General features: G+C 70.0%; 20 protein-coding genes and 1 pseudogene. 5 read left to right on the plus strand and 16 right to left on the minus strand.

The window, feature by feature from the left end; genetic code table 11:
• Positions 1–1205 precede the first annotated feature (1205 nt).
• The 4 genes from OG735_RS34590 to OG735_RS34605 all read left to right on the plus strand — a co-directional run bounded on the left by OG735_RS34590 (position 1206) and on the right by OG735_RS34605 (position 4949).
• Positions 1206–2351, plus strand: a complete 1146-nt coding sequence (locus tag OG735_RS34590) for a molybdopterin-dependent oxidoreductase (protein WP_327328558.1) — start codon at positions 1206–1208, stop codon at positions 2349–2351.
• Complete coding sequence (locus OG735_RS34595; RefSeq protein WP_327327070.1) at positions 2348–2749, plus strand: hypothetical protein; 402 nt, start codon at positions 2348–2350, stop codon at positions 2747–2749. The genes OG735_RS34590 and OG735_RS34595 overlap by 4 nt, the downstream gene beginning before the upstream one ends.
• A 95-nt stretch (positions 2750–2844) precedes the next feature.
• On the plus strand, positions 2845–3258 hold the full coding sequence (locus OG735_RS34600) for a hypothetical protein (RefSeq protein ID WP_327327071.1): 414 nt from the start codon (positions 2845–2847) through the stop codon (positions 3256–3258).
• Between the two features lie 455 nt (positions 3259–3713).
• Positions 3714–4949, plus strand: a complete 1236-nt coding sequence (locus tag OG735_RS34605; protein WP_327325148.1) for an IS110 family transposase — start codon at positions 3714–3716, stop codon at positions 4947–4949.
• On the opposite strand, the gene OG735_RS34610 is transcribed toward OG735_RS34605, so the two are convergent.
• The 3 genes and pseudogenes from OG735_RS34610 to OG735_RS34620 all read right to left on the minus strand — a co-directional run bounded on the left by OG735_RS34610 (position 4936) and on the right by OG735_RS34620 (position 9735).
• Positions 4936–5133: a hypothetical protein gene (locus OG735_RS34610; protein WP_327325149.1), complete on the minus strand. Its 198-nt coding sequence runs from the start codon at positions 5131–5133 to the stop codon at positions 4936–4938. The genes OG735_RS34605 and OG735_RS34610 overlap by 14 nt on opposite strands.
• 210 nt (positions 5134–5343) lie before the next feature.
• Positions 5344–6126, minus strand: a pseudogene (locus tag OG735_RS34615) (ABC transporter permease); the annotation flags it as partial.
• A gap of 249 nt (positions 6127–6375) precedes the next feature.
• Positions 6376–9735 carry a BTAD domain-containing putative transcriptional regulator gene (locus tag OG735_RS34620; protein WP_327327072.1) on the minus strand — a complete coding sequence of 1120 codons (3360 nt, stop codon included), beginning with the start codon at positions 9733–9735 and terminating at the stop codon, positions 6376–6378.
• A 138-nt stretch (positions 9736–9873) separates the two neighbouring features.
• On the opposite strand from OG735_RS34620, the gene OG735_RS34625 reads away from it, so the two are divergent.
• Positions 9874–12756: an AfsR/SARP family transcriptional regulator gene (locus tag OG735_RS34625; protein WP_327327073.1), complete on the plus strand. Its 2883-nt coding sequence runs from the start codon at positions 9874–9876 to the stop codon at positions 12754–12756.
• A gap of 144 nt (positions 12757–12900) precedes the next feature.
• Here the strand turns inward: OG735_RS34625 and OG735_RS34630 are convergent, their stop codons facing one another.
• The 13 genes from OG735_RS34630 to OG735_RS34690 all read right to left on the minus strand — a co-directional run bounded on the left by OG735_RS34630 (position 12901) and on the right by OG735_RS34690 (position 25398).
• Complete coding sequence (locus OG735_RS34630) at positions 12901–13551, minus strand: 2OG-Fe(II) oxygenase (RefSeq protein WP_327327074.1); 651 nt, start codon at positions 13549–13551, stop codon at positions 12901–12903.
• A 302-nt stretch (positions 13552–13853) separates the two neighbouring features.
• Positions 13854–14399 (minus strand): AAA family ATPase, encoded by a 546-nt coding sequence (locus OG735_RS34635; protein WP_327327075.1) that lies wholly within the window; start codon positions 14397–14399, stop codon positions 13854–13856.
• Between the two features lie 4 nt (positions 14400–14403).
• Complete coding sequence (locus OG735_RS34640) at positions 14404–15663, minus strand: MFS transporter (RefSeq protein WP_327327076.1); 1260 nt, start codon at positions 15661–15663, stop codon at positions 14404–14406.
• Entirely contained in the window at positions 15660–16238 is a 579-nt protein-coding gene (locus OG735_RS34645) for an amino acid kinase family protein (protein ID WP_327327077.1), read from the minus strand. The genes OG735_RS34640 and OG735_RS34645 overlap by 4 nt, the downstream gene beginning before the upstream one ends.
• 23 nt (positions 16239–16261) lie before the next feature.
• Entirely contained in the window at positions 16262–17965 is a 1704-nt protein-coding gene (locus OG735_RS34650) for a carbamoyltransferase N-terminal domain-containing protein (protein ID WP_327327078.1), read from the minus strand.
• Complete coding sequence (locus OG735_RS34655) at positions 17962–18486, minus strand: GNAT family N-acetyltransferase (protein ID WP_327327079.1); 525 nt, start codon at positions 18484–18486, stop codon at positions 17962–17964. Before OG735_RS34655 ends, OG735_RS34650 begins: the two co-directional genes overlap by 4 nt.
• The gene (locus OG735_RS34660; RefSeq protein WP_327327080.1) at positions 18473–19249 is read right to left on the minus strand and encodes an SDR family NAD(P)-dependent oxidoreductase; all 777 of its coding nucleotides are present in this window, start codon (positions 19247–19249) and stop codon (positions 18473–18475) included. The genes OG735_RS34655 and OG735_RS34660 overlap by 14 nt, the downstream gene beginning before the upstream one ends.
• On the minus strand, positions 19246–19986 hold the full coding sequence (locus OG735_RS34665; protein WP_327327081.1) for a 2OG-Fe dioxygenase family protein: 741 nt from the start codon (positions 19984–19986) through the stop codon (positions 19246–19248). The genes OG735_RS34660 and OG735_RS34665 overlap by 4 nt, the downstream gene beginning before the upstream one ends.
• A 23-nt stretch (positions 19987–20009) precedes the next feature.
• A complete protein-coding gene (locus tag OG735_RS34670) occupies positions 20010–20651 on the minus strand; it encodes a 2OG-Fe(II) oxygenase (RefSeq protein ID WP_327327082.1) in 642 nt (213 codons plus the stop codon).
• 2 nt (positions 20652–20653) lie between these two features.
• A complete protein-coding gene (locus OG735_RS34675; RefSeq protein WP_327327083.1) occupies positions 20654–21451 on the minus strand; it encodes a tyrosine-protein phosphatase in 798 nt (265 codons plus the stop codon).
• A complete protein-coding gene (locus OG735_RS34680) occupies positions 21448–22575 on the minus strand; it encodes an aminotransferase class I/II-fold pyridoxal phosphate-dependent enzyme (protein ID WP_327327084.1) in 1128 nt (375 codons plus the stop codon). The genes OG735_RS34675 and OG735_RS34680 overlap by 4 nt, the downstream gene beginning before the upstream one ends.
• On the minus strand, positions 22572–24020 hold the full coding sequence (locus tag OG735_RS34685; protein WP_327327085.1) for a B12-binding domain-containing radical SAM protein: 1449 nt from the start codon (positions 24018–24020) through the stop codon (positions 22572–22574). The genes OG735_RS34680 and OG735_RS34685 overlap by 4 nt, the downstream gene beginning before the upstream one ends.
• Entirely contained in the window at positions 24013–25398 is a 1386-nt protein-coding gene (locus tag OG735_RS34690; RefSeq protein WP_327327086.1) for a hypothetical protein, read from the minus strand. Before OG735_RS34690 ends, OG735_RS34685 begins: the two co-directional genes overlap by 8 nt.
• Between the last annotated feature and the right edge of the window lie 25 nt (positions 25399–25423).

Consider the following 25423-nt stretch of genomic DNA (forward strand, 5'->3'; position numbering starts at 1 on the left):
AGGGATCTTCGGGAGGCGGAGCGGGGTGTTCACGCGGTTGAGGTGTTGGAGGTGCGCTTCGGCCCATGTGGTCCATGCTGCTGCGTCGTCTTTGGTCTTCTTCACCGCAGGTCCCGCAGGTCCCGCAGCCAGCGACGCCATGCGACACCGTTACGCGACACGGCCGACCACCCCCGCGGACGCGTAAGGCCGCCGGATAAGCACCGAACGGTCTTCGACTTCACTCGCGTCCTGGGTGCCGACCATCCCCACACCCTGGACAGCCGCCGTGGGCTGGAGCGGATCATGGCCGCCTCGCGCACCAGCAGCCCACGCCGACTGCGCCGGCCACCACGGCCGCACCGCAGAACACCACCCACCCCTTGACCCGCCCGGCCAGCCTGTTCGACACGTCGACGGCGAGCACGCTTTCATCGGTCTGAGCACCGCGGAACAGGACTCCGCGCGGGAGATGTTCCTCCGTATGGTCGTCTCCGGGGACGACCCCACCGGCGTGCGCGGCACCGTCCGCAGCGTCGCTCTTGAGGAGCTGTCTGACCTCGGCGCACCGGGTCGCGCGGCATCTCTGCACGGTTCGATCAGCGAGTATCGTGCGTGCCGGGAACGGTAGTGCAGCGGGCGGGTGTGGGTAGGACGGCGCAACTCGAGGGTCTTGCAGCCCGAGACGCCCTTGGGCGATCACGACCGTATCGGTAGTGGTCGAATCGCCCCTCGGACACTTGCTATAACGATACGGAAGCGAGGGCCTCGACCTTATGGTCGCGGTCCTCGTGGCGTTTTCGTAGCTGATGGTGATGCCCAGAGCTTCGTAGAGCGGGGCCTTTCTCTCGGCGTCGGCGGCGTGGATGCGTTCTTCCGGGCGACGGCGGGCGGCGTATCGAGCTTCCTCTGTGCGGCTTTCTTGTTTCGTTGCGCCTCGTTGATCCATTGGGTGACGATGGTCACCGACAACCTCTCCTCCCACAACAGGTTGGCTACCCGGAGCCGGCTCGAGGAGCACCTGCGGATCCGGCACGTCTTCATCCCGGTAGGTGCGTGCCGGTTGAACCTTGAGGAAGGCTGGTGGCGCACTTTCCGCAACTGCTTCCGGGCTCGCTCATACGGTGGGCCTGCGGCGGCAGCTCGCTCGGCCTCGGCCAGTGGTCCGGAGACGTCCCTGTTCCGTAAGAGTTCACATGGTCCGAAACGGCTTCGTGCCGAGTTGGATGGAGGGCATGAAACTGCGTGTCTCTCCGCCGGTGTTCAAGGGCAAGCTGCACGACGCCCGCACAGCGACCTCGATCGGCCGGTGGCTCGGGCTGACGTTCGTCGTGTGCTTCGTCACCGGTCTGATCAGCCACTTGATGCAACATCCGCCGGACTGGCTGGCCAACGACATCCCGAGCCGTCCGGCATGGGGCTACCGGGTCACCCAGGGCCTGCATGTCGCCTCCGGCATCGCGGCGATTCCGCTGCTGCTGGCCAAGCTGTGGACCGTGTATCCGCGCTTGTTCGAGTGGCCGCCGCTGCGGTCGGTCCGGCACGCGCTCGAGCGGCTGTCGGTCGCGGTGCTGGTCGCCGGGGCTGTTTTCGAGCTGGCGACCGGTTTGCTGAACACGGCCCAGTGGTACCCGTGGCCGTTCTCCTTCGTGCCGGTGCACTACGCGGTGGCATGGCTGGTGGTCGGGGCGCTGGTCCTGCACATCGCGGTCAAGGCGCCCGAGATACGGACGCACTGGAGCCGGCGGTCGCCCGGGACTCTCGCCCTGCCGGCGCAGGACGGTCCCGACCGGCGTTCGCTGCTGGCCGCGTTGGGCGCGGCCGTCGGAGCCGTCACGCTGACTACGGTGGGTCAGTCTTTCACGCCGCTGAAGGACTTCATCCTGTTCGCGCCCCGCCATCCGGACACGGGCCCGCAGGCCCTGCCCGTCAACCGGACCGCCGCAGCGGCCGGAGTCGGCCGGATCGTCGGCCACGAGTACCGCCTGGTGGTGGATGGCCCGCAGCAGTACACCTTGACGCTGGACGAGCTGCGCGCTCTGCCCCAGCACGAGGTGGAGTTGCCGATCGCCTGCGTGGAAGGCTGGAGCAAGTCGGCGCACTGGACGGGCGTGCGGATCGTGGACCTGCTGGAGCTGGCGGGCGCGTCACCGCATGCGCGGGTGAGAGTGGTCTCGTTGCAACTGCGTGGCGGCTACCGGGTGTCGGAGATGGGGCACGAGCACGCCCGCGACCCGCTGACCCTGCTCGCCCTGCGCCTGAACGGAGAGGAACTCGACCCCGACCACGGCTATCCGGCGCGGCTCATTGCCCCCAACCGTCCCGGCGTGCTGCAGACCAAGTGGGTTGGCCGACTGGAGGTGCTGGCATGAAGGTGATACGTGTCCTTGCGGGTGCGGCCGGTGTGGCCTTCATGGGAGTCGGCGCGTCCCTGCTGCTGGACGTCCGTGACCTGACGGGCGTGCTGGTCTGGTTGGGCGGGGCCGTGGTGCTGCACGACGCGTTGATCGCGCCGCTGGTGCTGCTGGTCGGGCTGGTGCTGGTGTGCGGCGGAGTGCGCGGGCCGGTCCGTGGGGCCCTGCTGGTCGCGGGCGCGTTGACGGTGGTGGCGCTGCCGGTGCTGCTGCGTCCGGGACGAACGGCCAACTCCTCGGTGCTGCCGCTGGATTATCCGCGCAACTGGCTGATCGCGCTGGTGGCTGTGGCCACGGTGGCGGCGTTCGTCCTGACCGTGCGGCGCTTCGCCCGCCGGCGGCGGCCACCCGCATAAGGTTGGCGGCCAGCCCCATCCGCGCCGTCTTACGGGTGTCTTACGCGTTCCCGGAAGGGGCACGGCAGAGTCGGGCAGCCTCCTACGGTGACCGGATGCGATCTCTCCGAGTTCTTCGTACGACAGCGCTGGTGACGGCCGCTCCGCTGCTGCTGGCCGCCGCCGGTCTGATGCATCCCCGCCATCTGACGGCGGCGACGGCAGGAGGCTGGGCGGGGCTGCACATCGCCCTACTGCCCGTGTTCCCCTTCCTGGTGCTCGGCCTGGTGGTCCCGTTGTGGGGCAGGCCGGGCCGCGATGCCGAGGGGGCCTTGACGGTGCTCGCCTGGGCCGGGTGTCTCTTCTACGCGGCGTACTACTCCTGGCTCGACGCGGTGGCGGGGATCTCCGCCGGCACGGTGGTGGATCACGGTGTCCACGGGGCGGCCGGGTGGCTCTTCGCGACCGGCGACGCATTGGGCCGGGCGGGGGTGTACGCGCTGGCCGTGGCCTGCCTAATCCGTAGTTAGCGGCATTCCGCAGGGGCAGGGGCTTCTCGGGATGTTCGAGTACCAGACCGTGACATCCAGGTGCAGCCGGGCTGTCGAGGCCTCAACGTAGATCGGTGCGCGGTCGTGGTGCTCGGAGCGGTGGCGGCCAGGCGGACGCTGAAGGGAATGGCCTTCGAGAGACTGGGTCCCTGAGACCTCGGTCAAGATCGGTGTCCTTCAGCGTCTCCCCAGCCGCCACCGCTTGCTTCGAGAACCGTTGGTGTTTGTGGTGCGAGCCCGCCGCACGGTGACCTCTCGTTACGCCCGAGTCATGAGCTCTCCGGTTAGACCGAGGCCCGTGAGGTGCGCTGGTGCCACGAACGGCTAGTGAGGTGGCGGCCCGACCGCTATGCGGTTGAGGCCTGGGATTAGGTCGCTGCGTGGCCCGCATGCGCTCGTGACCAGCGCAAACGCCGAACTCCGGGGAGGGAACCTTGATCTACTGCGGAATCGACTGGGCTGAACGCACCCACGACGTCGCCCTGGTCGACGACACCGGCCAGCTGCTCGCCAAGCGGCACATCACCGACGACGCGGCTGGCTACAAGATCCTGCTGGAGCTGCTCGCCGAGTACGGCGACAGCGAGGAGAATCCGATCCCGGTGGCGATCGAGACTTCCCGCGGCCTGTTGGTGGCCGTCCTGCGGACCGGCAAGCGCAAGGTGTTCGCCATCAACCCGATGGCCGCCGCCCGCTACCGCGACCGGCACAGCGTCTCGCGCAAGAAGTCCGACCCCGGCGACGCCCTGGTCCTGGCCAACATCCTCCGCACCGACATGCACGCCCACCGGCCCCTCCCCGACGACTCAGACCTCGGCCGCGCGATCGCCGTCTTGGCCCGCGCCCAGCAGGACTCTCTGTGGAACCGGCAGCAGCTCGCCAACCAGCTCCGCTCCCTGCTGCGCGAGTACTACCCCGCCGCCCTGGCCGCATTCGCCACCTGGACCAACGGACTGTGTCGCCCCGAGGCCCGCGAACTCCTCAAGGCCGCCCCGACCCCGGCTCGGGCCGCACGGCTGACCCGCACCCAGATCCAGGCAGCCCTCAAGCGAGCCGGCCGCCAGCGCGGCATCGAAGCCGAGGCCGACCGCCTCCGAGAGGTCCTCCGGGGCGAGTGGGCCCACCAACCGCCCCTGGTCGAAGACGCGCTCGGCAAACAGATGCTCGCCCTGCTCATCCAGCTGGAAGCAGCCTGCACAGCCGCCGACGACCTGGCCAAGGCGGTGGAAGAGGCCTTCCCTCAACACCCGGACGCCGAGGTGCTGCTGAGTTTCCCCGGGCTCGGCATCCAACTCGCCGCCCGCATCCTGGCTGAGATCGGGGACGATCACACCCGCTTCGCCGACGCCCGCGGCCTCAAGGCATACGCCGGCTCCTCACCCATCACCCGCGCATCCGGCAAGAAGTCCTCCATCACCAGGCGGTGGGTGAAGAACGACCGGCTCAACCACGCCGGCTACCTGTGGGCCTTCGCCTCACTACGGGCATCCACTGGAGCCAACGCCCACTACCGGCGCCGACGCGAACAAGGCGACTGGCACGCAGCCGCCCAACGCAATCTCTTCAACCGCATGATCGGACAGCTCTACCACTGCCTCCAGAAACGCGAACTCTTCGACGAGCAGTCCGCGTTCCCCACAACGCCTGACCTCGCGGTCACCGCGGCTTGACCGGCAGCAGCTCTCTCATTCCTTCCGGCAGCTCCGGGTCCTCGCGCCAGGCTGTGGTGATCGACATGAGGGCCTCCCACGACGCCTCGGCGATGGGGCCAGGGCTACCTGTCGCAAGCTCGGCATACAGCCGACTGCACAGGTGGGACGTGACTTCGTACAGGGCCCCGTTAACCTCCGCCACGCGCGCCAGAGCAGACCCGGGGGCGTGGGGCGGTTCTCCATTGAGTCGGATGGTGGGGGCTGCGGCAGCGTATGTCCGTCCGTGGATGAAGTCCCGCAGCGCGACCACCTGGTCCCACGTTGGCAAAGAGCGCTGGACAGAGGCCGTGTCGGTCATGCGGCAAGGCTATCCGCGAGCTCATCGTTGTTCGAGAGCGTGGCCCGAGCCGCTTGACGGCATAGCAACGTGAGGTGTCTTGACCGAGCCCTCGTTCCCGGGGCTGACGGTAGGGGCGAGCACCGCGCGGACGTCCTCGACCGAGGCGTCCGAGGACCGTTCGAAGACGGTCGTGGGGTGGCCGTCGAAGCCCAGGTACTTCTCCGCCGCCGGGAAGCCGACCATAGCGACCCGGTCGAGGTTGGGGACGAGCTCGATGGGCTTCAGGATGCCGACCACCACCATGTGCTCGTCGTTCATCAGGATCTTCTCGCCGGGTTCGGTAATGCCCATGCGCTCGGCAGCGACGGCGCCGAGGACGGTGACAGGCAGCCGCTCTCTGCCGCGGTCGAGCCAGACACCGTTGTCCACCTCTGCGCCCAGCGCCTTCAGCAGATCCGGCCGCGCAGCCTGGGTGGTGACCCCGGCCGTCCGCTCCTCGGGTACCACATCGCTGCGGCGGATCCGGGAATCCACGTCGGCCGTGGCCGTGGCGTGCTGCACCGGGCCGATGCGCTCCACCATGGCGACCGCGTTCTTCGGGAGCTTCACTTGGCCCGTCGCGTCCCTGCCGGCTTCCGCTGTCAGCAGGTTCGTGCCGAGCCGGTCGAGCTGCGCCATCAGATCGGCACGGCTGGACGTGGACAGGCCGACGACGGCGACCATGGTGGCGATGCCGATCGCGATGCCGAGCGCAGAGAGGATGACGCGGGCGCGGCGGGCGCGCAGTCCGACTGCGCCGACGCGCAGGATGTCGGCGCTGGAGAGACGGCTGGGCCGCAGGTCGGGGCGGGTCATGACATCACCTTCTTCGGCATCGGGCGCCGACCGGCCGTTGAGTAGGACGCACGGCCACCCATAATCGAGGGCATGCCCCATGTGCTGCTCATTCGTTCTCCGCGACCAGGCGCAGCTGGTTGTCCCAGGCGTCGGCGTTGAGCGGCCGGCCTTGACGACCTGGACGTCGATGCCCAGGCGGGCGGTCCGGCTTCGGCCGGCCGGCAGATGGCGGCCGAACTCAGGTTCGCGCCGAGTGCAAGACCGCGTTCAGCGGGTGCGCGCCAGTTGTCCCAGGGTGTTGAAGGGCAGAAGTGGGCTGAGGTACGCGCGCTCGTCGCGCAGCCGGATCTCGGTGGCCAGTCTGGCGAGGGTGGCCGCCGCCTTGTCGGTGCGTCCCTCGGTGTGCTGAGCCTGGGCGAGAAGACCCAGGTGCAGGGGGAGGCGGATGAGCACGCGGTTGGCGCGCAGGTCGTCTGTCGCCGACTGGATCAGTGCGCTGCCGCTGCCACTGCCGTCGTCGCCCGCATGGGCGCGGGTCCAGCCCTGGCACACCCGGAGCATCAGCGTCCAGTGGCGCAGCCCGTACCTGGCAGCCGTCTCCAGGCCGATGGCGCTGGAGCGCGCCGCCGTTTCGGCGTCGCCGGACAGCGCGGCCAGCAGGGCGTCAAGGTAGCGGACGAATGCGCGGTCGGCGGGCGTGTGGTCGTACTCGGTCAGGGCGAGCAGGTGTTCGCGCAGCTGCCCGGCCTCCTCGAAGGAACCCATGAGCCAGTGCGTGAGGGCGGCGTAGCCACGGCAGGGGATCCGCGGATCGTGATGGATTACGCGGGCCAGGGTGGCGCGCTCGTCGGAGGAGAACCGGTCCGAGATCTCGGCCGACCTCTCCAGTTCCAGCAGGGCCTCGGTGAGTTGGCCGCGGACGTGCAGGACGATCCCCCGGCCGTAGGTGGCGCAGAGCTCGGCCGCCGGGTCTCCCGTGGCCTCGGCGATTGTCTGCAAGCGTTCGGCTGTCGATAAGGACTCGTCGTACCTGCCGGTGACGATCTGCGCGCAGCATTCTTCCCACAGCGCCGCAGGCTTTTCGGGGGCTCCGGTGGCAGCATGCAGGGCGATACTGCGGCGGGTGGCTTCGGCCTCCGCGTCGCCGTAGCCCGCGGTGGCGGTCAGGACGTGGGCGAGCTTGTCCTGGAGGCGCAGTTCGAGGTCCGAGTTGGACGGGTCCTCCAGAGGGAGGGACGGCAGCAGGTGCAGGGCGCGCCTCAGCCACGTCTCGGACTGGTCGTAGGACCGTCGCTGTTCGGCCTGTTCGGCGGCGCGCAGCAGCTGCGGCAACACCTCGGCGGCGGGAAGTGCGGCCGATGCCTGCCACAGGTGGTGGGCGATGCGGTCGATGTCCTCGTGGGACGCGCGCGGCCGGGCGAGCAGGATATCGGCCGTCCGGATGTGCAGCCGGGTGCGCTCGTCGCCGCTCAGCTCGCCGAGCAGGGTCTCCTGGACGAGTACGTGGCTGAAGGACAGCCGGCCCGGATCCTGCGGGTGCCGCCGCAGCAGTCCGGTCTGGATCGCCGCCTCGATCGCGGGCTCGAGGGCGTCGCCCTCATCCATGACCCCGCGTAACAGATTGAGGTCCACATCGGTACCGAGGACGGCGCAGCCGCGCAGCGCCCGCACCACCAGCGCGGGCAGAGCCGCGAACCTGCGGCGCAGTACACCCCGCGTGCTGGCCGGGATCTCGGTGAGGACTGCCTGTACGGCCCGTCCGTCGCGCGGCCGTTTCGCACCGCCGATCAGTGACAGCAACTGGCCGAGGAGATACGGGTTGCCCCTGCTGCGTACGTGCAGTGCACCGATCACGTCGGCTCCCACGTCGGTGCCGGCCTGGGCGGTGACGAGGGCGCCGATGGCAGGTTCGGACAGGCCGCACAGATGGAGCGTCCGCGTCCTCGGGCCGCCGAGAATCCCGCTCATCACTTCGCTGGGCGGGGGCTCGGCGCCGATGCCCGACTCCCGCACCGTTACCACGACGCTGAGCCGGCTGCCGTGCATCCGGGTGCTGAGCAGCCGGAGCAGTTCCAGGGAGGGGCCGTCGGCCCAGTGCAGATCCTCCAGGACGATGATCAAGGGGCGGTCGCAGGTGAGGGCGCGGATTGTCTCGCACACGGCGTCGTGGGTGAGGAAACGTGCCTGCATCAGCTCGTCGTTCCGCTCGGACGCGGCCCCGGCGTCTTTCTGATGCTCCGGGAGCAAAGACACGAGCAGATCGCCATAGCGCCCCTTGGCCGCGCCGAACGCCTCGGGGCGCGAGACCGACAGCTGACGGAGGATCTGGGACCACGCCCAGTAGGGAGGTACGTCGTCGCCGGTCCAGCAATTGCCGTAGACCACCTGCTGCCCGGCTGACTTCAGCTCGGCGGTATGCCTCACGAGCAGTTCGGTCTTGCCGATTCCGGCTTCGCCCAGGACGGCCGTCAGATGTCCGCCGCCGTTCAGGGCATCGGCCGTGAGCGATCGCAAGGTGGCGAGTTCATGGTCGCGCCCGACGAAGGGGTGCGCGGTCCTGGGTGAGGGGGGCGGCTCCTCCGTCCCGCCCGGCTCCTCCGTCCCGCCGGGGTGGCGCCGCACGGCGGCGGCTTCAGGCCCGGGGGGACACCGGTCCGAGCCGAGTTCGGCGCCAACTCGGAGTTCGGGCTTGGGGCGGGGTTCGCTGCCGGCTCGGAGCTCGACGTCGGCTCGGAGCTCGGAGTCGGGGCCGAGTTCGGTGCCTGCTCGGGGTTCGGCGTGGGCGCCGAGTTCGGGGCGGGTGCCGAACGCGGGCCCGGAAGGCCTGGCCACGAGCTCCTGGCGGACGATGGCGGTGTGGATGCGCTGGAGCTCCGCGCCGGGGTCGACGCCGAGTTCGTCCGCCAGATGACGGCGCGTGCGCTCGTACAGGCGGAGCGCCTCGGCCTGTCGGCCCAGCTGATACAAAGCGGTCATCAGATGGCCGACGATTCGCTCGTGCGTCGGGTACCGGCGTGCTTCCCGGTCGAGCGTGGCCACCGCGAAGTCCGGCTCGCCAAGCACCAGAGACGCCTCGGCCTGGATCTCCACCGCCGTCAGCCGCAGATGCTCAAGGCGCGCGCTCTCCTCGGCAAGCGGTCCGTACGAGGTGAGTTCGACGAAGGGCTGGCCGCGCCACAAGGACAGGGCCTCGGTGAGCCGGTCGCGAGCCGGCCCGAAGCGGCTCGCGGCCGCGTGCCGCCGTCCCTGGGCCACCAGCCGCTCGAAACGGTAGATATCGGCCATGTCGGGGTCCAGCGCCAGGAGATAGCCGGGAGTCCGGTGGCGTACGAGTGCCGTGGAGTCGGATGTCCCGGCCCCGGGAGCGAGCGCACGGCGTAGATGGGAGACGTACGTCTGCAACGTGGCGGTGGGGTGGCGCGGCGGGCGGCCTCCCCACAGTTCATCGATGAGCTGGCCGGTGGGTATCACCTGGCCCAGCCGGGTCAGCAACAGCCCCAGAAGCGCACGGTGTCGCGGCGGGCCCAGCAGTAGTTCGCGCCCGCTGTGCAGTGCCGTCATCGCGCCGAAGACACGCAGTTCAAAGCCCGCCACCGGGCCGGTCGGGCAATTTATCGGTTCAAGCATAATTAATAGCCCATCTGTTGGGATGCGCTTGTGAAGATCGTGAAGGGATCGTATGTCGACGACAGCATCGAATCAGTGCCGAAAGACTGACGGCCGCCAGCTGCCTGTGGCATGCACCGATCAGCGGCCTCAGTGGCTGTGAAATTCACGGTTCTGGGTCCGGTCAGGGGTTGGCGGGACGATGTCGAACTGAAGCTGGGACCCCCGAAGCAGCGCGCCCTGCTGGGACTGCTGCTGGTGCGGGCGGGACAGCCGGTGAGTCTGAGCGACATCGTGGACGTCATGTGGGGGCCGGCTCCGCCGGACAGCGCGGTCAATGTGGTGCACCGGCATGTGGGCGCGGTGCGACGGCTGCTGCAGCCAGGGCTTGCGGCCAGGGCGCCGGGCGACATGCTGATCCGCAGCTCAGGTGGCTACCGGCTGGACGCCGACGCCGACGGGCTGGACCTGCTGCGCTTCCGCGGCCTGGCCGAGCAGGGCCGCCGGGCCGCCGAGGCGGGCTCGTTGAGGGAAGCCGCGGAACTGCTCACCCAGTCGCTCGCCCTCTGGCAGGGAGTGACTGCCGCCGGGCTCCCCGAGGAGGTACGGAGCCATCCGGTGTTCACCACAGTGGACCGCGAACGCCTCGCCGCCGTGACGCAGGCGGCCGGGTTGGCGCTGCGAACCGGCACCGCGGACCGTGTCCTGCCCGCCCTCCAGAAGTCCGCCGCGCAGCATCCCCTGGACGAGGCGCTCCAGGGGATGCTGATGCAGGTCCTCGCCGCCACCGGGCGTCAGGCCGAGGCGCTGGAGGTGTACGGGACGGTACGGGCCAAGCTCTCCGAGCTACTGGGCATAAGTCCCGCGCCGGAACTGCGCGCCGCCCACGAACAGGTGCTCCGCCGGACCGATTCGGCCCCCACGGCATCCCGCCCGGACCGCAGCCCTCGGCCCGACCCGAAACCCACCCCCGGCGTGCCCCCGGTGGAGCGGCAGTCCTCCACGGCCGTCCGCCCCGCCCAACTGCCGGCCGGCCTTGCGGCCTTCACCGGCCGGCACGCCGAACTCACCCGCGCCCTCGCGCTGCTCCCCGGCCCGAAAGACGCACGACCTTCGACCACCGTGGTGATCAGCGCCATCGACGGCATGGCCGGAATCGGAAAGACAACGTTGGCAGTGCACTTGGCCCATCACGTCGCCCACCGGTTTCCGGACGGGCAGTTGTACCTCAACCTGCGCGGTTTCGACCCGACCGGCTCCGTCATGACCGCCCCCGAGGCCCTGCGGACGTTCCTGCACGCGCTGGGCGTGGCGCCGCAGCACGTCCCCACGGAGCCGGACGCCCAGGCCGCGCTGTACCGCAGCCTGCTGGCGGGGCGGCGGGTGCTGATTCTGCTGGACAACGTCCGCGACTCCCAGCACGTCCGCCCGCTGTTACCCGGCGCCCCGGGCTGCCTCGTCATCGTGACCAGCCGGAACCAGCTCCACGGCCTGATCGCCACCGACGGAGCCCATCCGCTCACCCTCGGCCCGCTCACCGCGGAGGAGGCGCGCGAGGCCTTGGTCCGGCGTCTGGGCGCCGGCCGGGTCGCGGCCGAGCCGGAGGCCGTTGAGGCAATCATCCGCCTGTGCGGGCAGCTGCCCCTGGCGCTGGCCGTCGTGGCCGCCCGCGCCGCCACCCGGCCCGACTTCCCGCTGGCCTCCGTGGCCGCGGAACTCGGCAGCAGCCACGGCAACCTGGACGCCTTCGCCGGCACCGATCCCAGCACCGACATCCGCACGGTCTTCTCGCGCTCCTACGACATCCTGGATCCCGAGGCCTCCCGGCTGTTCCGGCTGCTCGCCCTGCACCCGGGCGGCCCCGACTTCTCTGCCCCGGTCGCGGCGAGCCTGATCGGTCTGCCGGTCCGCCGGACCCGCGCGCTGCTCGCCGAACTGACCCGCGCCCACCTCCTGATCGAGCACACCGCGGGCCGCCACACCTTCCACGACCTGCTACGCGCGTACGCCAACGAGCTCGCCCAGGATATCGACACGGACGGCACCCGCCAGGTGGCCCGCCACCGGATGTTCGACCACTACCTGCATACCGCCCACGCCGCCGCGACTTTGCTCGCCCCGCACCGCGTCCAACTCACCCCTTTGTCCTTGCTCCAGCCCGGCACCGGCCCCGAACTCCTCCCCGACCACGAACGGGCCGCGGCCTGGCTCGGCACGGAACTCTCCGTCCTGCGCTCGGTGATCGAGCAGGCCGCGAGCACCGGATACCTCGTCCACGCCTGGCAGCTGGCCCAGGCCCTGGACCTCTTCCTCGACCGGCGCGGACGCTGGCAGGACCAGCTCAGCATCCAGCGCACCGCTCTGGACGCCGCCCGGCGGCTGGGTGACCGGCTCGGGCAGGCCCACGCCCACCGCGCCTTGGGATTCGCCTGCGTGCGGCTGCAACGCAACGACGAGGCCCAGAGCCATCTGAGGCAAGCCCTCGCCCTGTTCACCGAATGCGGCGACCGGGCCGGCCAGGCCCGCACCCGCCGCTCACTCGCCTTCATGGCCAATGGCCGTGGCCGCCACCACGAAGCCCTCGGCCACTACCAGCACGCGCTCGACCTGTACCGGTCCTGTGAGATTGTCAGCGGACAGGCCAGCGTCCTCAACGAGACCGGCTGGACCCACATCCTGCTGGGCCAGTACGAGTCGGCCCTCGAACGCTGCGGCCAGGCGGTCGAGTTGCACCTGCGGATCGACGACCCGAACGGTGAGGCCGCCGCCTGGGACAGCCTCGGCTGCGCCCACCATCATCTCGGACAGTACGAGCAGGCGCTCACCTGCTACGGGCGTGCCCTCGTCATTTACCAGGACATCAGTGACCACGGCCTGGAGGCCGACACCCTCGCCCACATCGGCGACACCCACGACGCCCAGGGCGACCGGGTCTCCGCCAACGACGCCTGGCAGCGGGCCCTGGCCATTCTCACCGAGATGGGTCACCCCGACGCCGACGAGCTGCTCCGCAGGATCGAGGACGCCGATGCCGACGGATGAAGGCGGAACGGCCCGCCGGCCGGGCGCCGGGCCGGGTGGGCGGGGACGGGAAACCGGCGGCTGAAAGACCGGGCGGTGTCCCGTCCCCCTGTCCAGCGGATACCGGCCCCGGGCCGGACATCCGCACCCGGTGGCCGGGCGGCCCTAGCGGTAGAGGGGGTAGCGGTCCTCATGGTCGTACCAGTACTCGAACTGCACGAGGAGCCGTGTGAGGGAATCTCCCGTCGAAATGGGGGATACGGAGTGCCAGGACTGGTCATTGGGCGGGAAGGCGAGCACCAGGCCGGGACGCGGGGGGATGGAGAACACCGGTGGGGTCTGGTGGTCGCCGGAGACCCGGATCTCGAACTCGCCGCCGGCGTTGGACGGCCAGTCCTCGTTCAGGTAAAGGAGGGCCGTGACCGCCTTATTGGGCTTGTCCTTGTGGGCCGAGAGAAAGTCGCCGTCGACGTGGGTATACACGCCGATGTCCAGGGACAGGCCGTCCAGTTTGATTCCCGTGCCCTCCGACAGCCAGCGGGTGACCTCGTCGCCGGCGAGATCGGCGTAGAGCGATTTCCACTCCTCCGAGAGGGAGTCGACGATCCGGCTCTTCTGGTTGTTCACCATCAGATAGACCAGGTTCATCCGGTACAGCTTCTCGTGGCGCGGATCGGTCCGGGTGATGGGAGTCGTCTGGTCCATGGGCGCCGTGGCATAGAGACGAGCCACGTCCTCACGGGTCAGTGTGTTCTGGGCCAGATGCACCTCGTACGGGGATTCGACGCGCATGAATCGAGCATCGGTGTTGAACATGACACCTTCCTTCTGATCGCTGACGACGGATTCCAGTGCGGCTCGTGAAATCGCCGGAGCCCGCGGAACGGTTCGACAGGGATCGTCACTTCGGGTTTCGGGTTGAACGCCCGCTGCCGAAGAACCGGCCGGGAGCGGTCCGTCTCCGCTGTCCTCAAGCTTGCTCCCCGGCCCTTGCCGGGCCCTTGCCCGTGCCCTTGTGGATTTTCTTGCACGGGCCGATTCCTATCCGTAAGGGAATTTCATGGAGTCCATACAGGCCATACAGTCGACGTCGCCCGGCGCGACGGCGGTACCTGGGGTCACCGGGCGGAGTCGCCGGCCGCCGCCGACGGCAAGGTCCTGAGCCAGCGGCGCACTTGAGCGGCGCTTTTCAGTCGTACGACGGCGGCGTGGGGATGCCGGGAGAGGAAATCGGCTGTCTCACGCTGCCGTTGTGCGTACCTGGCCCACGCCAGGCGGATCGGATGCTGCGGGTTGAACAGCAGGGACCGCCAGGTCTCGACATTGCCGTGCTGCCAGAGTCTGCGCCCGGTGATGACCCGGACGAGAGACCGGCGGATCACGCGGCTCACCACGATGCGCCGTGGCAGGTCCAACCAGATGAAGGTGTCGGCGCGCCCGCCCAGGATGTCGCCGACGATCCAGTGGTACTGGGCGTCGCAGACCCAGCCCGGACCATTCGTCAAATGCCGTACGTCATCGGTGAATTCGCCCCTTGGCGTCCAGTTCGGCCCGTAGTAAAGGCCGTCCATCTCGATATGCGGAACTTTGAGCCGTCGCGCGAGGCTGGCCGCCAGCGTGGTCTTGCCCGCTCCCGGAATTCCGGCGATCACGATTCTGCGCATGCCATCAGGCGCCTTTCCGTTCGACGGGTTGTGCCGTACCGAGCACGGGCAGGGCCGGCAGCGCCCGGGTCACCCGGGAAACCGCCGGAGCGCTCAACAGCGATATTCCGGCCAGGGCCAGCCAGAGCACACTGTTCCCGGCCGTCAGCAGCCCGGTGAACAGAGCGGGACCCAGAGCGCCGGCGAGACCGAAGGCGGTCTGGAACACCGCGCTGTAACGGCCCTTCAACGCCTCTGGCGCCGCCTCGTTCGCCATCGCGATCGTGACGGGCGCGTACAGCGCCTCACCGACCCCGCCCGCCACGGCGGCTGCCAGCGCCACCGGGACCGCCCACTGGACGTCGAGCCATGCCGCCGGCACCAGCAGGAGGAACGCCAGGGCGAAGGCCAGGCAGGAAAGCCGCAGGCTGTGCGTCCGGGAGCGGCGCTCGCCGTAGCGGAGGGCGGGTTCCCGGGCGAGTACGAGGCAGCCGCAGGCCACGATGACCAATACGCCGGGCAGCCAGGACGGCCCGTGCAGGATGTCCAGCGCGACGACGGGGAGGATCACCACAAGGCTCTGGGTGGCCAGGGTGAACTGCACCTGCAGCAGGCACAGCAGCAAGTACGGCCGGTCGGCCAGCAGGACCCGCCATCCGGCCCCTGAGGGTGGCGCCGCGTCCCCGTGGTCCGCCGTGACGGCCGCGCCCCGTACGGCCTGCCCGACGGCGAGCACTAGTGCGGCCGCCACCAGGTAGCTGACGGCGTTGGCGTATGTGACCAGGCGCAGTCCGCGCACGTCGTCGATCAGCAGGCCGCTCAGGGCAGCTCCGAGGCCCGCGCCGGCACCCAGCCCGACGAGCCGGAACACGCCGAGCAGACCGAACGCCCGGGTGAGTTCGCCCTCGCGCACCAGACGGCCGAGCATCGGAGCGTTCGCGGTCCAGAACACCCGCTCCGAGGCCGTGAAGACGACCGTGAGCAGTCCCACGTGCCAGGCCGATCCCACCAACGGGTACAGCGCGCAGACACCCGCCCGCGCCACATTGCCGAGCACGACGAACGGTGTCGGGCCCCACCGATCGACCAGGTTGCCACCGAGCGGGCCCGCCAGCAGGCCGATGAAACCGCCTGCGGTGAGGGCCGTACCGACCTGCTCGATCGGCAGGTGCTGGGCCCGGGTGAAGAAGATCAGGGCCATGGGTGCCCACAGTCCGCTGCCGATGTTGTCGATCAGGTTCGCCAGCAGGTACAGGCCCTGCTCGCGGGTGAGTTGGCGTCTCACGGCGCGCTCCCGGGTCCGGGTTCGTCCCCGGCGCAGAAGTGTGTGAGCAGTGCGTGGGGTGCGCGGCCGTCGACGATCGTGGCCGTGCGGGGGCCGGGCGGCGGTTCGCCGCCGCCGGTGTCCGTGAGCAGGACGAGCGAGTCGGCACGCAGGGCGGCGGCGAGCATGGCCGCCGCCCTCGGGAGGCTTGCGTGGTCGGTGCCGGCGTACGCACCGCCGGCGCTGCCGGACACGACCGGGATGCGACCGTCGTCCAGCAGGATCCGCAGGAGACCGGCGTCGGCTCCGGTCAGCCCGACGGCAGGCGGGCCGTAGGAACTCAGCAGTTCGACGAGCCCGTGCCGCGTCGCGCCGTGGGGCAGGTCCGCGCCGTGGGGCAGGTCCGCGCCCCGGGTCAGGTCCTGAACCACGACGGACCGTACGCCGATCCGTCGCAGGAAGGCCACGTCCTGCGCGAAGGACCGCAGGGCCCGGTCGTCGTCCAGGACGCCGCCGTCCGCCGCGACCACCATCGTGCTGCCGCTCAGACGGAGCAGCGAGGGCAGGGCCTCGGCAAGGATGAGCGCCTTCGTCATGGCCGAGCGCGTCTGGTGGGCCGTCATACCGAACGCCGGTACAGCGTCCCCTCGCTCCAGATCCGGTCGACCTCGCCCCACGCCATGGCCGAGGCCACGTCCGGGAAGAAGCCGCTGCCATTGAGGTTGGCACTGGTGTTGCACAGCACCGGGACGCCGCTGAGCAGGTGGTACTCGGACAACACCTCGGCGAGGAACGGATCGTCCTCCTCCGCCACGGTCTGCAGCCGCGCGGTCCCGTCGAGGTGCACCACGGCGGGGATACGGGGCGCCCACTCCGGCCGCACGTCGTGGTCGAAGAGCATGTGCGGGTCCGGCGTGCCGGGGTCGAAGATCTTCCGCGCCTCTTCGACGAGGCAGATCGGCGCGACGGGGCGGTACGGCTCGCGCCCCTTGATCCGGTTGAGGGTGTCCTTCATCTCCGCCTCGGTCGGTGCGGCCAAAATGCTGCGGCCGCCGAGTGCGCGGGGGCCGAGCTCGGCGCGGCCGTTGAGCACGACCACCGGCTCGCCCGTCTCGTGCAGCACGCCGGCCAGTTCGCGCGGCGTGCAGCGGGTCGAGGTCCAGCCCTCCGGGATGCTGACGGTGGGCGTCAGGGCCGGACCGAGCCGGGCGTGCCAGGCGACGGGCCCGGGGCCGGTGTGCCGGATCATGCCAAGTGCGGCCGCGCCGATGGCGGACCCGGCGTCGTTGGGGAACGGCGGCACCCACATCTCCCGTACGAGGGGCAACGCGCGAAGTGCGCTGTTCCACTTGATGTTGAGCGCGCAGCCGCCCGCGAAGCACAGGTTCCACGGCCCGTCGCCCTTCCACCGCAGGATCGTGGCGACCAGCCGCTCGGTCAGCAGTTCCTGCAGGAACTGGTGGACGCCGGCCAGCACGTCCTCGTCGCTCACGCCCGTGGGCTCCACCCGCTCCCGTACGGCACGGAAGAACGCGTGCACAGGAGGCATCGAGGGCTCGAAGAGGCTGCCGAAGCCACCGACGGTGCGCCGGTACTCCACCGCCTGCTCGTCGTCGCTCTCGAACGTGTCGTGGAACGCCTGCCGCAGCACCGCCACCACCGGTTCGCGTACCTGGCCCTTCGCGATGTACGCCATGAGCTTCCCCGCCACCGACAGGTCGTCCACCGTGGCGGACTGGCTCTGCCTGCGGAAGGGGCCGAAGTGGTGGCCGGCCGTGGCGTAGGCGTGCCCGATCAGCGGGAACAGCGCGCCGCCGTTCTCCACCCCGCCGTCCGGGTCGACCCAGTACAGCCGGGGAAACAGGCCGCCGTCCCAGACGAGGACGAAAGCGGGCTCGCCCCGCTCGGCGAAGGGGCTGGAGCAGTAGGTGCTGACGACGTGCCCGGCCGCGTGCGAGTAGCTGGTGTACGGGTATGTCCTGCCGTCCATGGCGAACTCGCCGGAGACGTAGGGCCGCACCAGGTCCGGGCAGGCGTCGGACTCCCGGTAGGGGCCCACGGGCAGGACGAGGGGAACGCCACGGTCCGAGGTCTCGACCCGGCCGTGCTCGTCGCCGTCCCAACCGTCGATCACCCACTCGTCGACGTCCGACGGCCGGTAGCCGAAGTCGGCGAGTACGGCCGGGACGATGCCGAGGTCGGAGACCGTGCTGTAACGCCGGTTGTTGGCGAGCTTCTCCATCTCGACGCTGAAGACAAGCCGACCGTCGTCGAGGAGCGCCACAGCACCATCATGAGTGAGTTTGAGTCCGCAGATGATCATAAATTTCGACTCTCTGTGCGATTCTGGTAGATGCTCTGTTCGGCGAATCCGGGCTGTGTAACGGGCCGCACGTACAACCGCGATCCCCGCCCCGGAGGGAAGGCGTGGGCCCAGCCGGCAGGCATCTGCCGGGCGGTGAGCTCGGTGAAGCCCTGCTGAACGAACCAGTGGCCACTGTGCTTCGAGACGGCGACGAGCAGCCGGCAGCCGAGGGCCGCGCCGACCCGCCCGGCGTGGTCCACCAGCAGTGCGCCGATCCCCTGGCCCTGCGCGTCCGGGGCGACGCAGAGGTTGTAGAGCAGAAGACCGCGACGGCGCCGGGACAGCCCCACACACCCCATGAGCCGAACCTCGTTCACCGCCGCCAGGAACTCACCGACCCTGCCCGCGATCTGCGCCGGCGTCCGGCTGAGGAGCAGGTCCTCGGCGGCGAAGCGCGCCGACAGCTCGGCGATGGCAGGGACATCCGCGGGGCGGGCGGCCCGTACGGAGACGGCAGCCGGCGTGCTAGGCGCGACCACGGCGCTGAGCGAAGCCGAGACCGAACGGCTGGTCGGTCGGCATGATCTCGATCATGTTGACGTTCACATGGGGCGGACGCGAGAGGCACCAGAGGACGGTTTCGGCGACATCGTCGGCGGTGAGCGGGACGACGCCGTCGTACAGCCGGTCCGCGCGCTGCTCGTCGCCGTCGTAGCGGACGAGCGCGAACTCCGTTCTGGCCATCCCCGGCGCGACGCAGGTGACGCGGACTCCAGTGCCCTCCAGGTCGGTCCGCATGTTCAGGCTGAGCTGGTGGACGAACGCCTTGGTGGCCGCGTAGACGTTTCCGCCCGTGTACGGGTAACGGGCAGCGATGGAGCCGATGTTGACGATGTGGCCGCAGCCGCGTTCGACGAGTCCGGGGAGGAGGAGGGAGGTGACGTTGAGCAGGCCGGTGACATTCGTGTCGATCATCTCCTGCCACTGCCGGGAATCGGCGGACTGCATGGGTCCGAACCCCCGGGAAAGACCCGCGTTGTTCACCACCGCCGTGATGTCCGGCATGTCGTCAGGCAGCTTGCCGAAGGCGCTCTTCAGCTCGTCGCGGTCCCGTACGTCCGCGGTGAGCGGGATGATCCGGCCGCCCGCCGGGGCCGCGTCGGCGAGGGCGTCCAGCCGCTCTTCCCGACGCGCGACGGCGACCACCGTGTGCCCCTGCTCGGCCAGCAGGAGGGCGGTCCGGAAGCCGAACCCCGACGAGGCTCCCGACACGACGACACAACCGTGTTCCCGGGGGCTCATATCTGCTCCACCGGGTCGTAGCTCATCAGGAGCATGTCCCGGGTGCCGGCGCCCAGGGCGGGGTCCGCGATCGAGACGTCGCCGACCCCATGCCGGATACGGATGTCGTCGCCGAAGAAGGAGTCGAAGGCCTCGGTGAACAGCGTCTCGGTGATCGGTTCGCCGTCCGGGCTGTAGATGCGCGTCTCGCCGCCGCTCACGTTGTGGCGCCGCACCATATGGAGGCTGATGAAGGTGCAGCCGTCCCGGTGCACCCCCTCCGGTGTCGGCCTGCCCCGTTCGTCCGGGCGGGCGACGATCCGTACGCAGTGCGCCTGCACCTCCCACCGTTCCACCTTCTTGGCCGGCAGCTGGGCGACGTTGAAGGCGATGAGCGAGCAGAGGAACGGGTTGTACTGGATCGCCTCGTCGAGCTCCTCGTACTTGCGCATCTGCCCGCCGGCGAACGGGTTGTTCTCCCGCGTCTGGAAGTAGCCGGGGTTGTCCTTCACCCTCAGCTCGCCCGTAACGGCGTCATAGGTGTAGCGGGTGTGCCGCCGGTACCGGTACCGGCCGCCGTCCGGCAGATAGGGGTCCGGCAGCAGGTCGTCGTAAGAGGCGACGAAAGGCCCGACGGCGTCACCGATCGTCTCGGGGACGCGCAGGAGGGCGCCCTTCACGATCGAGAAACCGTTGCGTGTGATCTCGCTGGTGACGTCCACGTCAGTGGAGATCGCGGTGTCGTGGGGGATGTGCATGGGTCTTCTCCAGTCGGGACCGGTCAAGCGCGGACGAAGTGAACAAGCAGCGCCCGGCGGTCTTCCGGGCACTCCTGCGTGACCGGCGGTACGCCGTGCCATGAGTGGTCGGAGGGCACCATCACCACCGAGGTGCCCAGCAGCGGTGAGACGCGCCGCACGCAGTCCGCCATGTCAGGCCCGCGCAGCACCCGCAGGTCGCCGTCCCATTCGTCACGCCACACGTCGTTGAAGTAGAAGAGATGCGTGACGGCCTTGTCGGCACGATCGGTGTGCGGCTCGATCCAGCAGCCGCGCGAGTACCGGGTCATCCGGGCCTCGACCGAGCAACCGTCCAGGTCGGTGCCGGTGAGGGTGGTGAGGGCCGCCCGGTACTCGTCGGACAGCAGCTCCTCGATCAGCCACCGCCACCGGTCGGAAAGGTCGACGGTGCCGTTCCGGCCGGCCTGCCCGTCCTTGATGATGGTCCGGCTGTTCATCAGGTATTGCTTGCCGCCGCCGGAGCCCGTCTGCCGCTCGCTGCGGACGAATCCGTCCACCGTGAACTCGTCGCACAGCCCGCGGGCGGCTGTGTCGTCCCCGAAGGACCGCGGGATCACGGCGTATTGGTACGGATCCTGGTGCAGCTCGGCGCGCTCGATGGCGCCGAGGTCGAGTACCGGCATGATCAGCCCTCCTCTCCGAGGCCTTCGGCCTCTTCCTGTCGTTCGGATTCCAGCTGTTCGAAGACCTGCCGTACGGCTTCCTGCCAGGTGGCCCGGGACAGCCCGTGGCGTTCCAGGAGTGCGCGGGTGTCGCCGTGCTCGCGCTCGACGGCGGTGAGCAGGCTGTGCATGATCCACCGGGGGGAGGCGGTACGGGCCGTCAGGTCGTCCAGGGCGTAGGTGTACGTCCAGTCCGGGCGTGGGTCGTCGGGGCGCAGCGCCCGGTAGGCGCGACCGGTGAGCGCGTAGTCGTTCGTGACGTCGGCGAGCCGGATGCCGAGTCCGCGCAGGACCAGCGCGGAGATCACTCCGGTGCGGTCCTTGCCGACCGTGCAGCAGACGTACAGCGGCGCCGTGTCCGGGTCGGCGAGCAGGCCGATGACCTCCGCCGCCACCGGGGCCGCCATGCCCAGCATGTCGCGGTAGTTGTCCAGGTAGACGCTCGGGGCAGGACGGCGTACGCCTCTGATACGGGTCACGTCCCCGTGCACCGGGCGGCGCAGCACCCGTGCGTTCATCCGGCCGGGCCCGTCCTCCTGGGCCCGCTCGGAGGGGTGGCGCAGGTCGACCACGGTCCGCACGCCGACTTCCGACAGGGCCGGGGCGGTGTGCGGGCTCGGGGCCGGGCCGCGGAGCAGGATCCCGCGCCGCAGCCGTGTGCCGCCGGGCCCGAGGAGCCCGCCGCAGTCGCGCACGTTGGGCAGTCCGTCCAGCGCGATCGTGCGGGTGCCGCCCGTCGGCCGCCGGGCCGGCCCGGTCATGTGCGCCCCAGGTGCCACCAGGTGCCGAGCAGGTCGGTGACACGGCGTACGGTCGGCCCGTCGGTGACCGCGATCCGTACGGCGGCCGGCAGGCCGGGCTGCCCCGACAGGTCCCGGATGACGTATCCGTGGTCGTACAGGAAAGCGGTGGCCTCGGCGGCCTGAAGGGGATGGGGGACGTCCCAGGTGACGAAGTTCCCGGAGCTCCGCCGGGCCCGCCACCCGGGCACGGCCTCCTCGACGCCCCGGGCGAACTCCGTGCGCAGCGACCGGACCTCGGCCCAGATCTCCTCGAACGTCCCGTGCTGTCTCAGGGCCGAGCGCAGCAGGGCCAGCGCGACACCGGACACCGGCGACTCGGGATCGATGTCGAACAGGTGGCGGACCGTGGAGGGGTGGGCGACGAGGACGGCGATCCGGGCGCCGGACAGTCCGTAGCTCTTGGAGAAGCTGTTGACGCGTACGACGTGGGGCTGTCCCATCACCTCCCGTACCCGGTCCTCGCCCCCTTCCGCGAAGGCGAGATAGGCCGTGTCCACGACCAACAGGCTGCCGTGGGCGCCCACGGCGTCGGCCAGGGCGGTGAGCTCCAGCGTCTCGTGGAGCTGTCCGGTGAAGCTGTGCGGCTGGGTGACGACGACGAACCCCGGCGGGCCCTGGCGGAGCCGTGTGACGAGATCGTCGAGGACGAACCGGCCGGTGCCGGAATCGGGCGGGACCGCGTCGATCGCGCAGTCGGCGATCTGGGCGAACTTCACCCAGCTGTCGTAGTTGGGGGTGTGCATGACGATCCGGGCCGCCGCGGGGAAGGCCCGGGTCAGCAGGCCGAGCCCCGGGTCGCTGCCCGCGGTGAGGACGAGGGAGGAGGGGGTGGTGCCCAGATGCTCGGCGAGCATGGCGTAGGTGGACCGGAACACCGGATAGGTCAGGACCTCCAGCGGATCGAGCTCGCTCAGGGTGCGCCGGTGCAGAGCGGCAGCCCGGGGGTGCAGCAGCCCGGCGCTCTTGAGGTTCACCTCGCCCGGGCCGCGCGTCCGCTTGCTGCGGAAGCGGCCGCCCGCACTCGGCAGGAGGAACGGGGAGTGCTGTGCGGCCCGGTCGCCGACCAGCGTGTCGTGGTTCATGACGCCCTCGGCAGTCCGGGCGGCACAGGCTCGCCCGGTCGTAGGGCGGAGCCCTCCCGTTCGGCCTCGCGCTGGGGGATGTTCTCGTACACCGCGGTCTCGTCCAACTGCTGGCCGAACACGACCGCGTACGCCTCGTGCAGCTCCTCCGGGCCGAGGCCGTGGGTGCCGGGGACGAACAGCTGGCGGTTGAAGGCGGCCATGTCGTCCTCGTCCATGCCAGGGCGCATCGCCTCCCAGGGGGCGTACACGGTGGGCCGGGCACGGCCGCCGAGCTCGTGTACCTTGGCGATGGTCCGGCGGGTGCCCGCAACCGTGGTGCCGGGAAGTCCGGCGATGACGAAGCAGTTCAGCTCGACAGCGCTGTCGGCGCACCAGGAGGCCAGATCCTCCAGGTCCTGCTCCGACTTGTGCTTGGACCGGGGGAGGGCGCCGTGGCCCTCCGGGTCCAGGGTCTCCAGGCCGACACTGATGCGGATGCAGCCCGCCTTCCCCATGGCCCGGACCATCTCCTCGTCCAGGTGGTGCATGGTGGTGGCGCACTTCCACGGGTACGGTGAGCCGCGCTCGGCCAGCCGCTCGCACAGCTCCATGGTCCACTTGCGGTCGAGGGTGAACGTGGGGGCGTAGAAAGCCACGTACTCGAACGGCGCGGCGCTGAAGGACCTGTCGATGTACTCCAGCGTCCGGTCCACCGTCAGACGGCGTTCGCGCTTGCCGAAGATCGGGTGCACCTCGCAGTACGAGCAGCCGATGGGGCAGCCCCGGGCCGCGGGGACGACGAGTTCGCGCCGCTGGGGGATGCCGCAGAACTTGTTGGCGTCGTTGTGGTAGAGCTCGTCGTAGCGCTCGTACGGAATCTCGTCCGGCTCCGGCAGATGCCAGACCTCGGACGGCAGTACGGAGCCCGGCCGGTCGGGGGCCGTCCAGCCGGCTCCGTCCGGGCGGCGCAGGTGGACGCCGGGGGCTGTGGTGGCGCGACCCCGGAATACTTCGACGGCCGCCATGACCCCGGCCTCGAAATCCCCGTTCTCCACGACGGCGTTCAGGTCGAACCTCTGGAAGTGCTCGGGGTTGACGCCGCTGAGCCGCCCGAAGGTGACGACCTGGGCCGCGGGGCTGAGCGCCCGGACGTACCTCAGGAAGCGGCCGAGTCCGTCGACGCCGTCGAAGTCGTTCATGACGGCGATCACGTCGTACTGGTTCTGGAAGAGGTCGTTACCGATGTCCTTCCAGGTCACCCGCTCGACGCTGGCGTCAACGGCCTTGACGTCGGTGTCCGGCAGCATGGCGCGCAGATGGCCGGCCACCTGGTACAGCGCCAGGTGATGACCGGCGTTGAAGTAACTGAGCACCTGCGGCGGCCAGATGACGAGCAGTCGGGCGGGCCCGCCGTCCCGCGGCGAGGGACCGGCGATGTTCGGTAGATCCACTCGCTCAGGCATGGATCGCTCCCTTTTCCGTGGTGGCGATGTCGGCGCCGAGCCCGCGCAGGTCTCTGGTGAGGTCGCGGTAGCCGCGGTCCAGATGGTGGGTGTTGGCGAGGGTGGTGCGGCCGGGCACGGCCAGCGCGGCGAGCAGCAGTACGGCGGCCGCGCGCAGGTCGGTGGCGTGCAGGTGCTGTCCGGCCAGGTGCGGCGGGCAGGGGCCGTCGACGCGCAGGACGTGCCGGTCATGCGTGGCCCGCATGCCGAGTGCGGTCAGGCCCGGTACGTAGCCGAACCGGTTCGTCCAGACGGCCTCGGTGATCGTGGTGGGGCCGGTGGCGTACCCGCCCAGCAGGGCGAAGAAGGGCTGGCTGTCGCTGAAGACGCCACGCGAGGCGGCGGTGAAGTCGACCGGACGCAGCGGACGTTCGGCGGGGTGGACGGTCAAACTGGTGAGGGAGGTCTCCAGCCGGACGCCCATCCGGTCCAGGAGGTCGAGCTCGGGGCGCAGCGCGTCGGTGGCCCGGCGCATCCCGGGTCCGGCGACGTACAGCGGACTGTCGGCCAGCACGACGCCGGCGCAGATCCAGGTGATGACCTCGATCAGGTCCGGCACGAGGGTGTGCCGGACGTCCTGCCTCAGGGCCTCGGGGCCGCTTCCATGGACGATCACGGTCTCGGGGCCGGCGATCTCGATGTCGGCGCCGAGCTGTCGCAGCACCACGATGAGGTCGGTGACGTCGGGCTTGGGGTACAGGTGGTGGAGAGTGGTGGTGCCGTGGGCGACAGCGGCCGCCAGCAGCGCGGTCTTCGTGGCGCCGCTGTACGTCGATCCAGTGATCATGGCCCGGTTGTCAGTGTGGTCGAGCAGATCGATGGTGCACCCGGTCAGCTTCGGGGCGATGATCTCCAGGCCGCCGTCGGGCATCGTACGGCCGCTGGCGCCGAAGCGTTCCAGAACGCGCACGAAGTGCTCCACCGGTCTGCCGCGAGGGCCCTCGCCGATCTGGCAGCCCCCGCTGGCCGGCATCCGTACCCGGCCGGCCCTGCTGAGCAGCGCGGGCAGCAGGTACACGGAGCCGTGGATCCGGTCGGAGAGTTCGGCGGGGAGTTCCACGCTGTCCATGGCGGAGGCGTTCAGGGTCAAAGTGCCGTCGGCCCACTCGGCGGAGCCGCCCAGTGCCCGGAACAGTGCGCTGAGGACGGTGGTCTCGACGATGTCGGGGCAGTTGTCGATGCGTACGGTGGCGCCTGCCGCCGCCGCGGCCGCGGTGATGGTGACGAGCGAGTGTTTGAAGCCGGAGGTGCGTACGGATCCGGAGAGCCTCCTGCCACCGTGCACTACGAGGGCGGTGTCGGCCACCGGCGGGGACTGATGGGGCGTGAGTGTTCGCATGGGGGAATCAACCTCTCTGGGAGGG

The sequence above is a fragment of the Streptomyces sp. NBC_01210 genome, assembly GCF_036010325.1.
Taxonomy (GTDB): Bacteria; Actinomycetota; Actinomycetes; order Streptomycetales; family Streptomycetaceae; genus Streptomyces.

Coding starts and splice junctions, on each gene's coding strand:
- OG735_RS34665 (WP_327327081.1), bottom strand. CDS start 19,986: ATGCACATCCCCCACGACACCGCGATCTCCACTGACGTGGACGTCACC.
- OG735_RS34680 (WP_327327084.1), bottom strand. CDS start 22,575: ATGAACCACGACACGCTGGTCGGCGACCGGGCCGCACAGCACTCCCCG.
- OG735_RS34590 (WP_327328558.1), top strand. CDS start 1,206: ATGGAGGGCATGAAACTGCGTGTCTCTCCGCCGGTGTTCAAGGGCAAG.
- OG735_RS34685 (WP_327327085.1), bottom strand. CDS start 24,020: ATGCCTGAGCGAGTGGATCTACCGAACATCGCCGGTCCCTCGCCGCGG.
- OG735_RS34690 (WP_327327086.1), bottom strand. CDS start 25,398: ATGCGAACACTCACGCCCCATCAGTCCCCGCCGGTGGCCGACACCGCC.
- OG735_RS34595 (WP_327327070.1), top strand. CDS start 2,348: ATGAAGGTGATACGTGTCCTTGCGGGTGCGGCCGGTGTGGCCTTCATG.
- OG735_RS34630 (WP_327327074.1), bottom strand. CDS start 13,551: ATGTTCAACACCGATGCTCGATTCATGCGCGTCGAATCCCCGTACGAG.
- OG735_RS34620 (WP_327327072.1), bottom strand. CDS start 9,735: ATGCTTGAACCGATAAATTGCCCGACCGGCCCGGTGGCGGGCTTTGAA.
- OG735_RS34600 (WP_327327071.1), top strand. CDS start 2,845: ATGCGATCTCTCCGAGTTCTTCGTACGACAGCGCTGGTGACGGCCGCT.
- OG735_RS34670 (WP_327327082.1), bottom strand. CDS start 20,651: ATGCCGGTACTCGACCTCGGCGCCATCGAGCGCGCCGAGCTGCACCAG.
- OG735_RS34635 (WP_327327075.1), bottom strand. CDS start 14,399: ATGCGCAGAATCGTGATCGCCGGAATTCCGGGAGCGGGCAAGACCACG.
- OG735_RS34675 (WP_327327083.1), bottom strand. CDS start 21,451: ATGACCGGGCCGGCCCGGCGGCCGACGGGCGGCACCCGCACGATCGCG.
- OG735_RS34660 (WP_327327080.1), bottom strand. CDS start 19,249: ATGAGCCCCCGGGAACACGGTTGTGTCGTCGTGTCGGGAGCCTCGTCG.
- OG735_RS34650 (WP_327327078.1), bottom strand. CDS start 17,965: ATGATCATCTGCGGACTCAAACTCACTCATGATGGTGCTGTGGCGCTC.
- OG735_RS34645 (WP_327327077.1), bottom strand. CDS start 16,238: ATGACGAAGGCGCTCATCCTTGCCGAGGCCCTGCCCTCGCTGCTCCGT.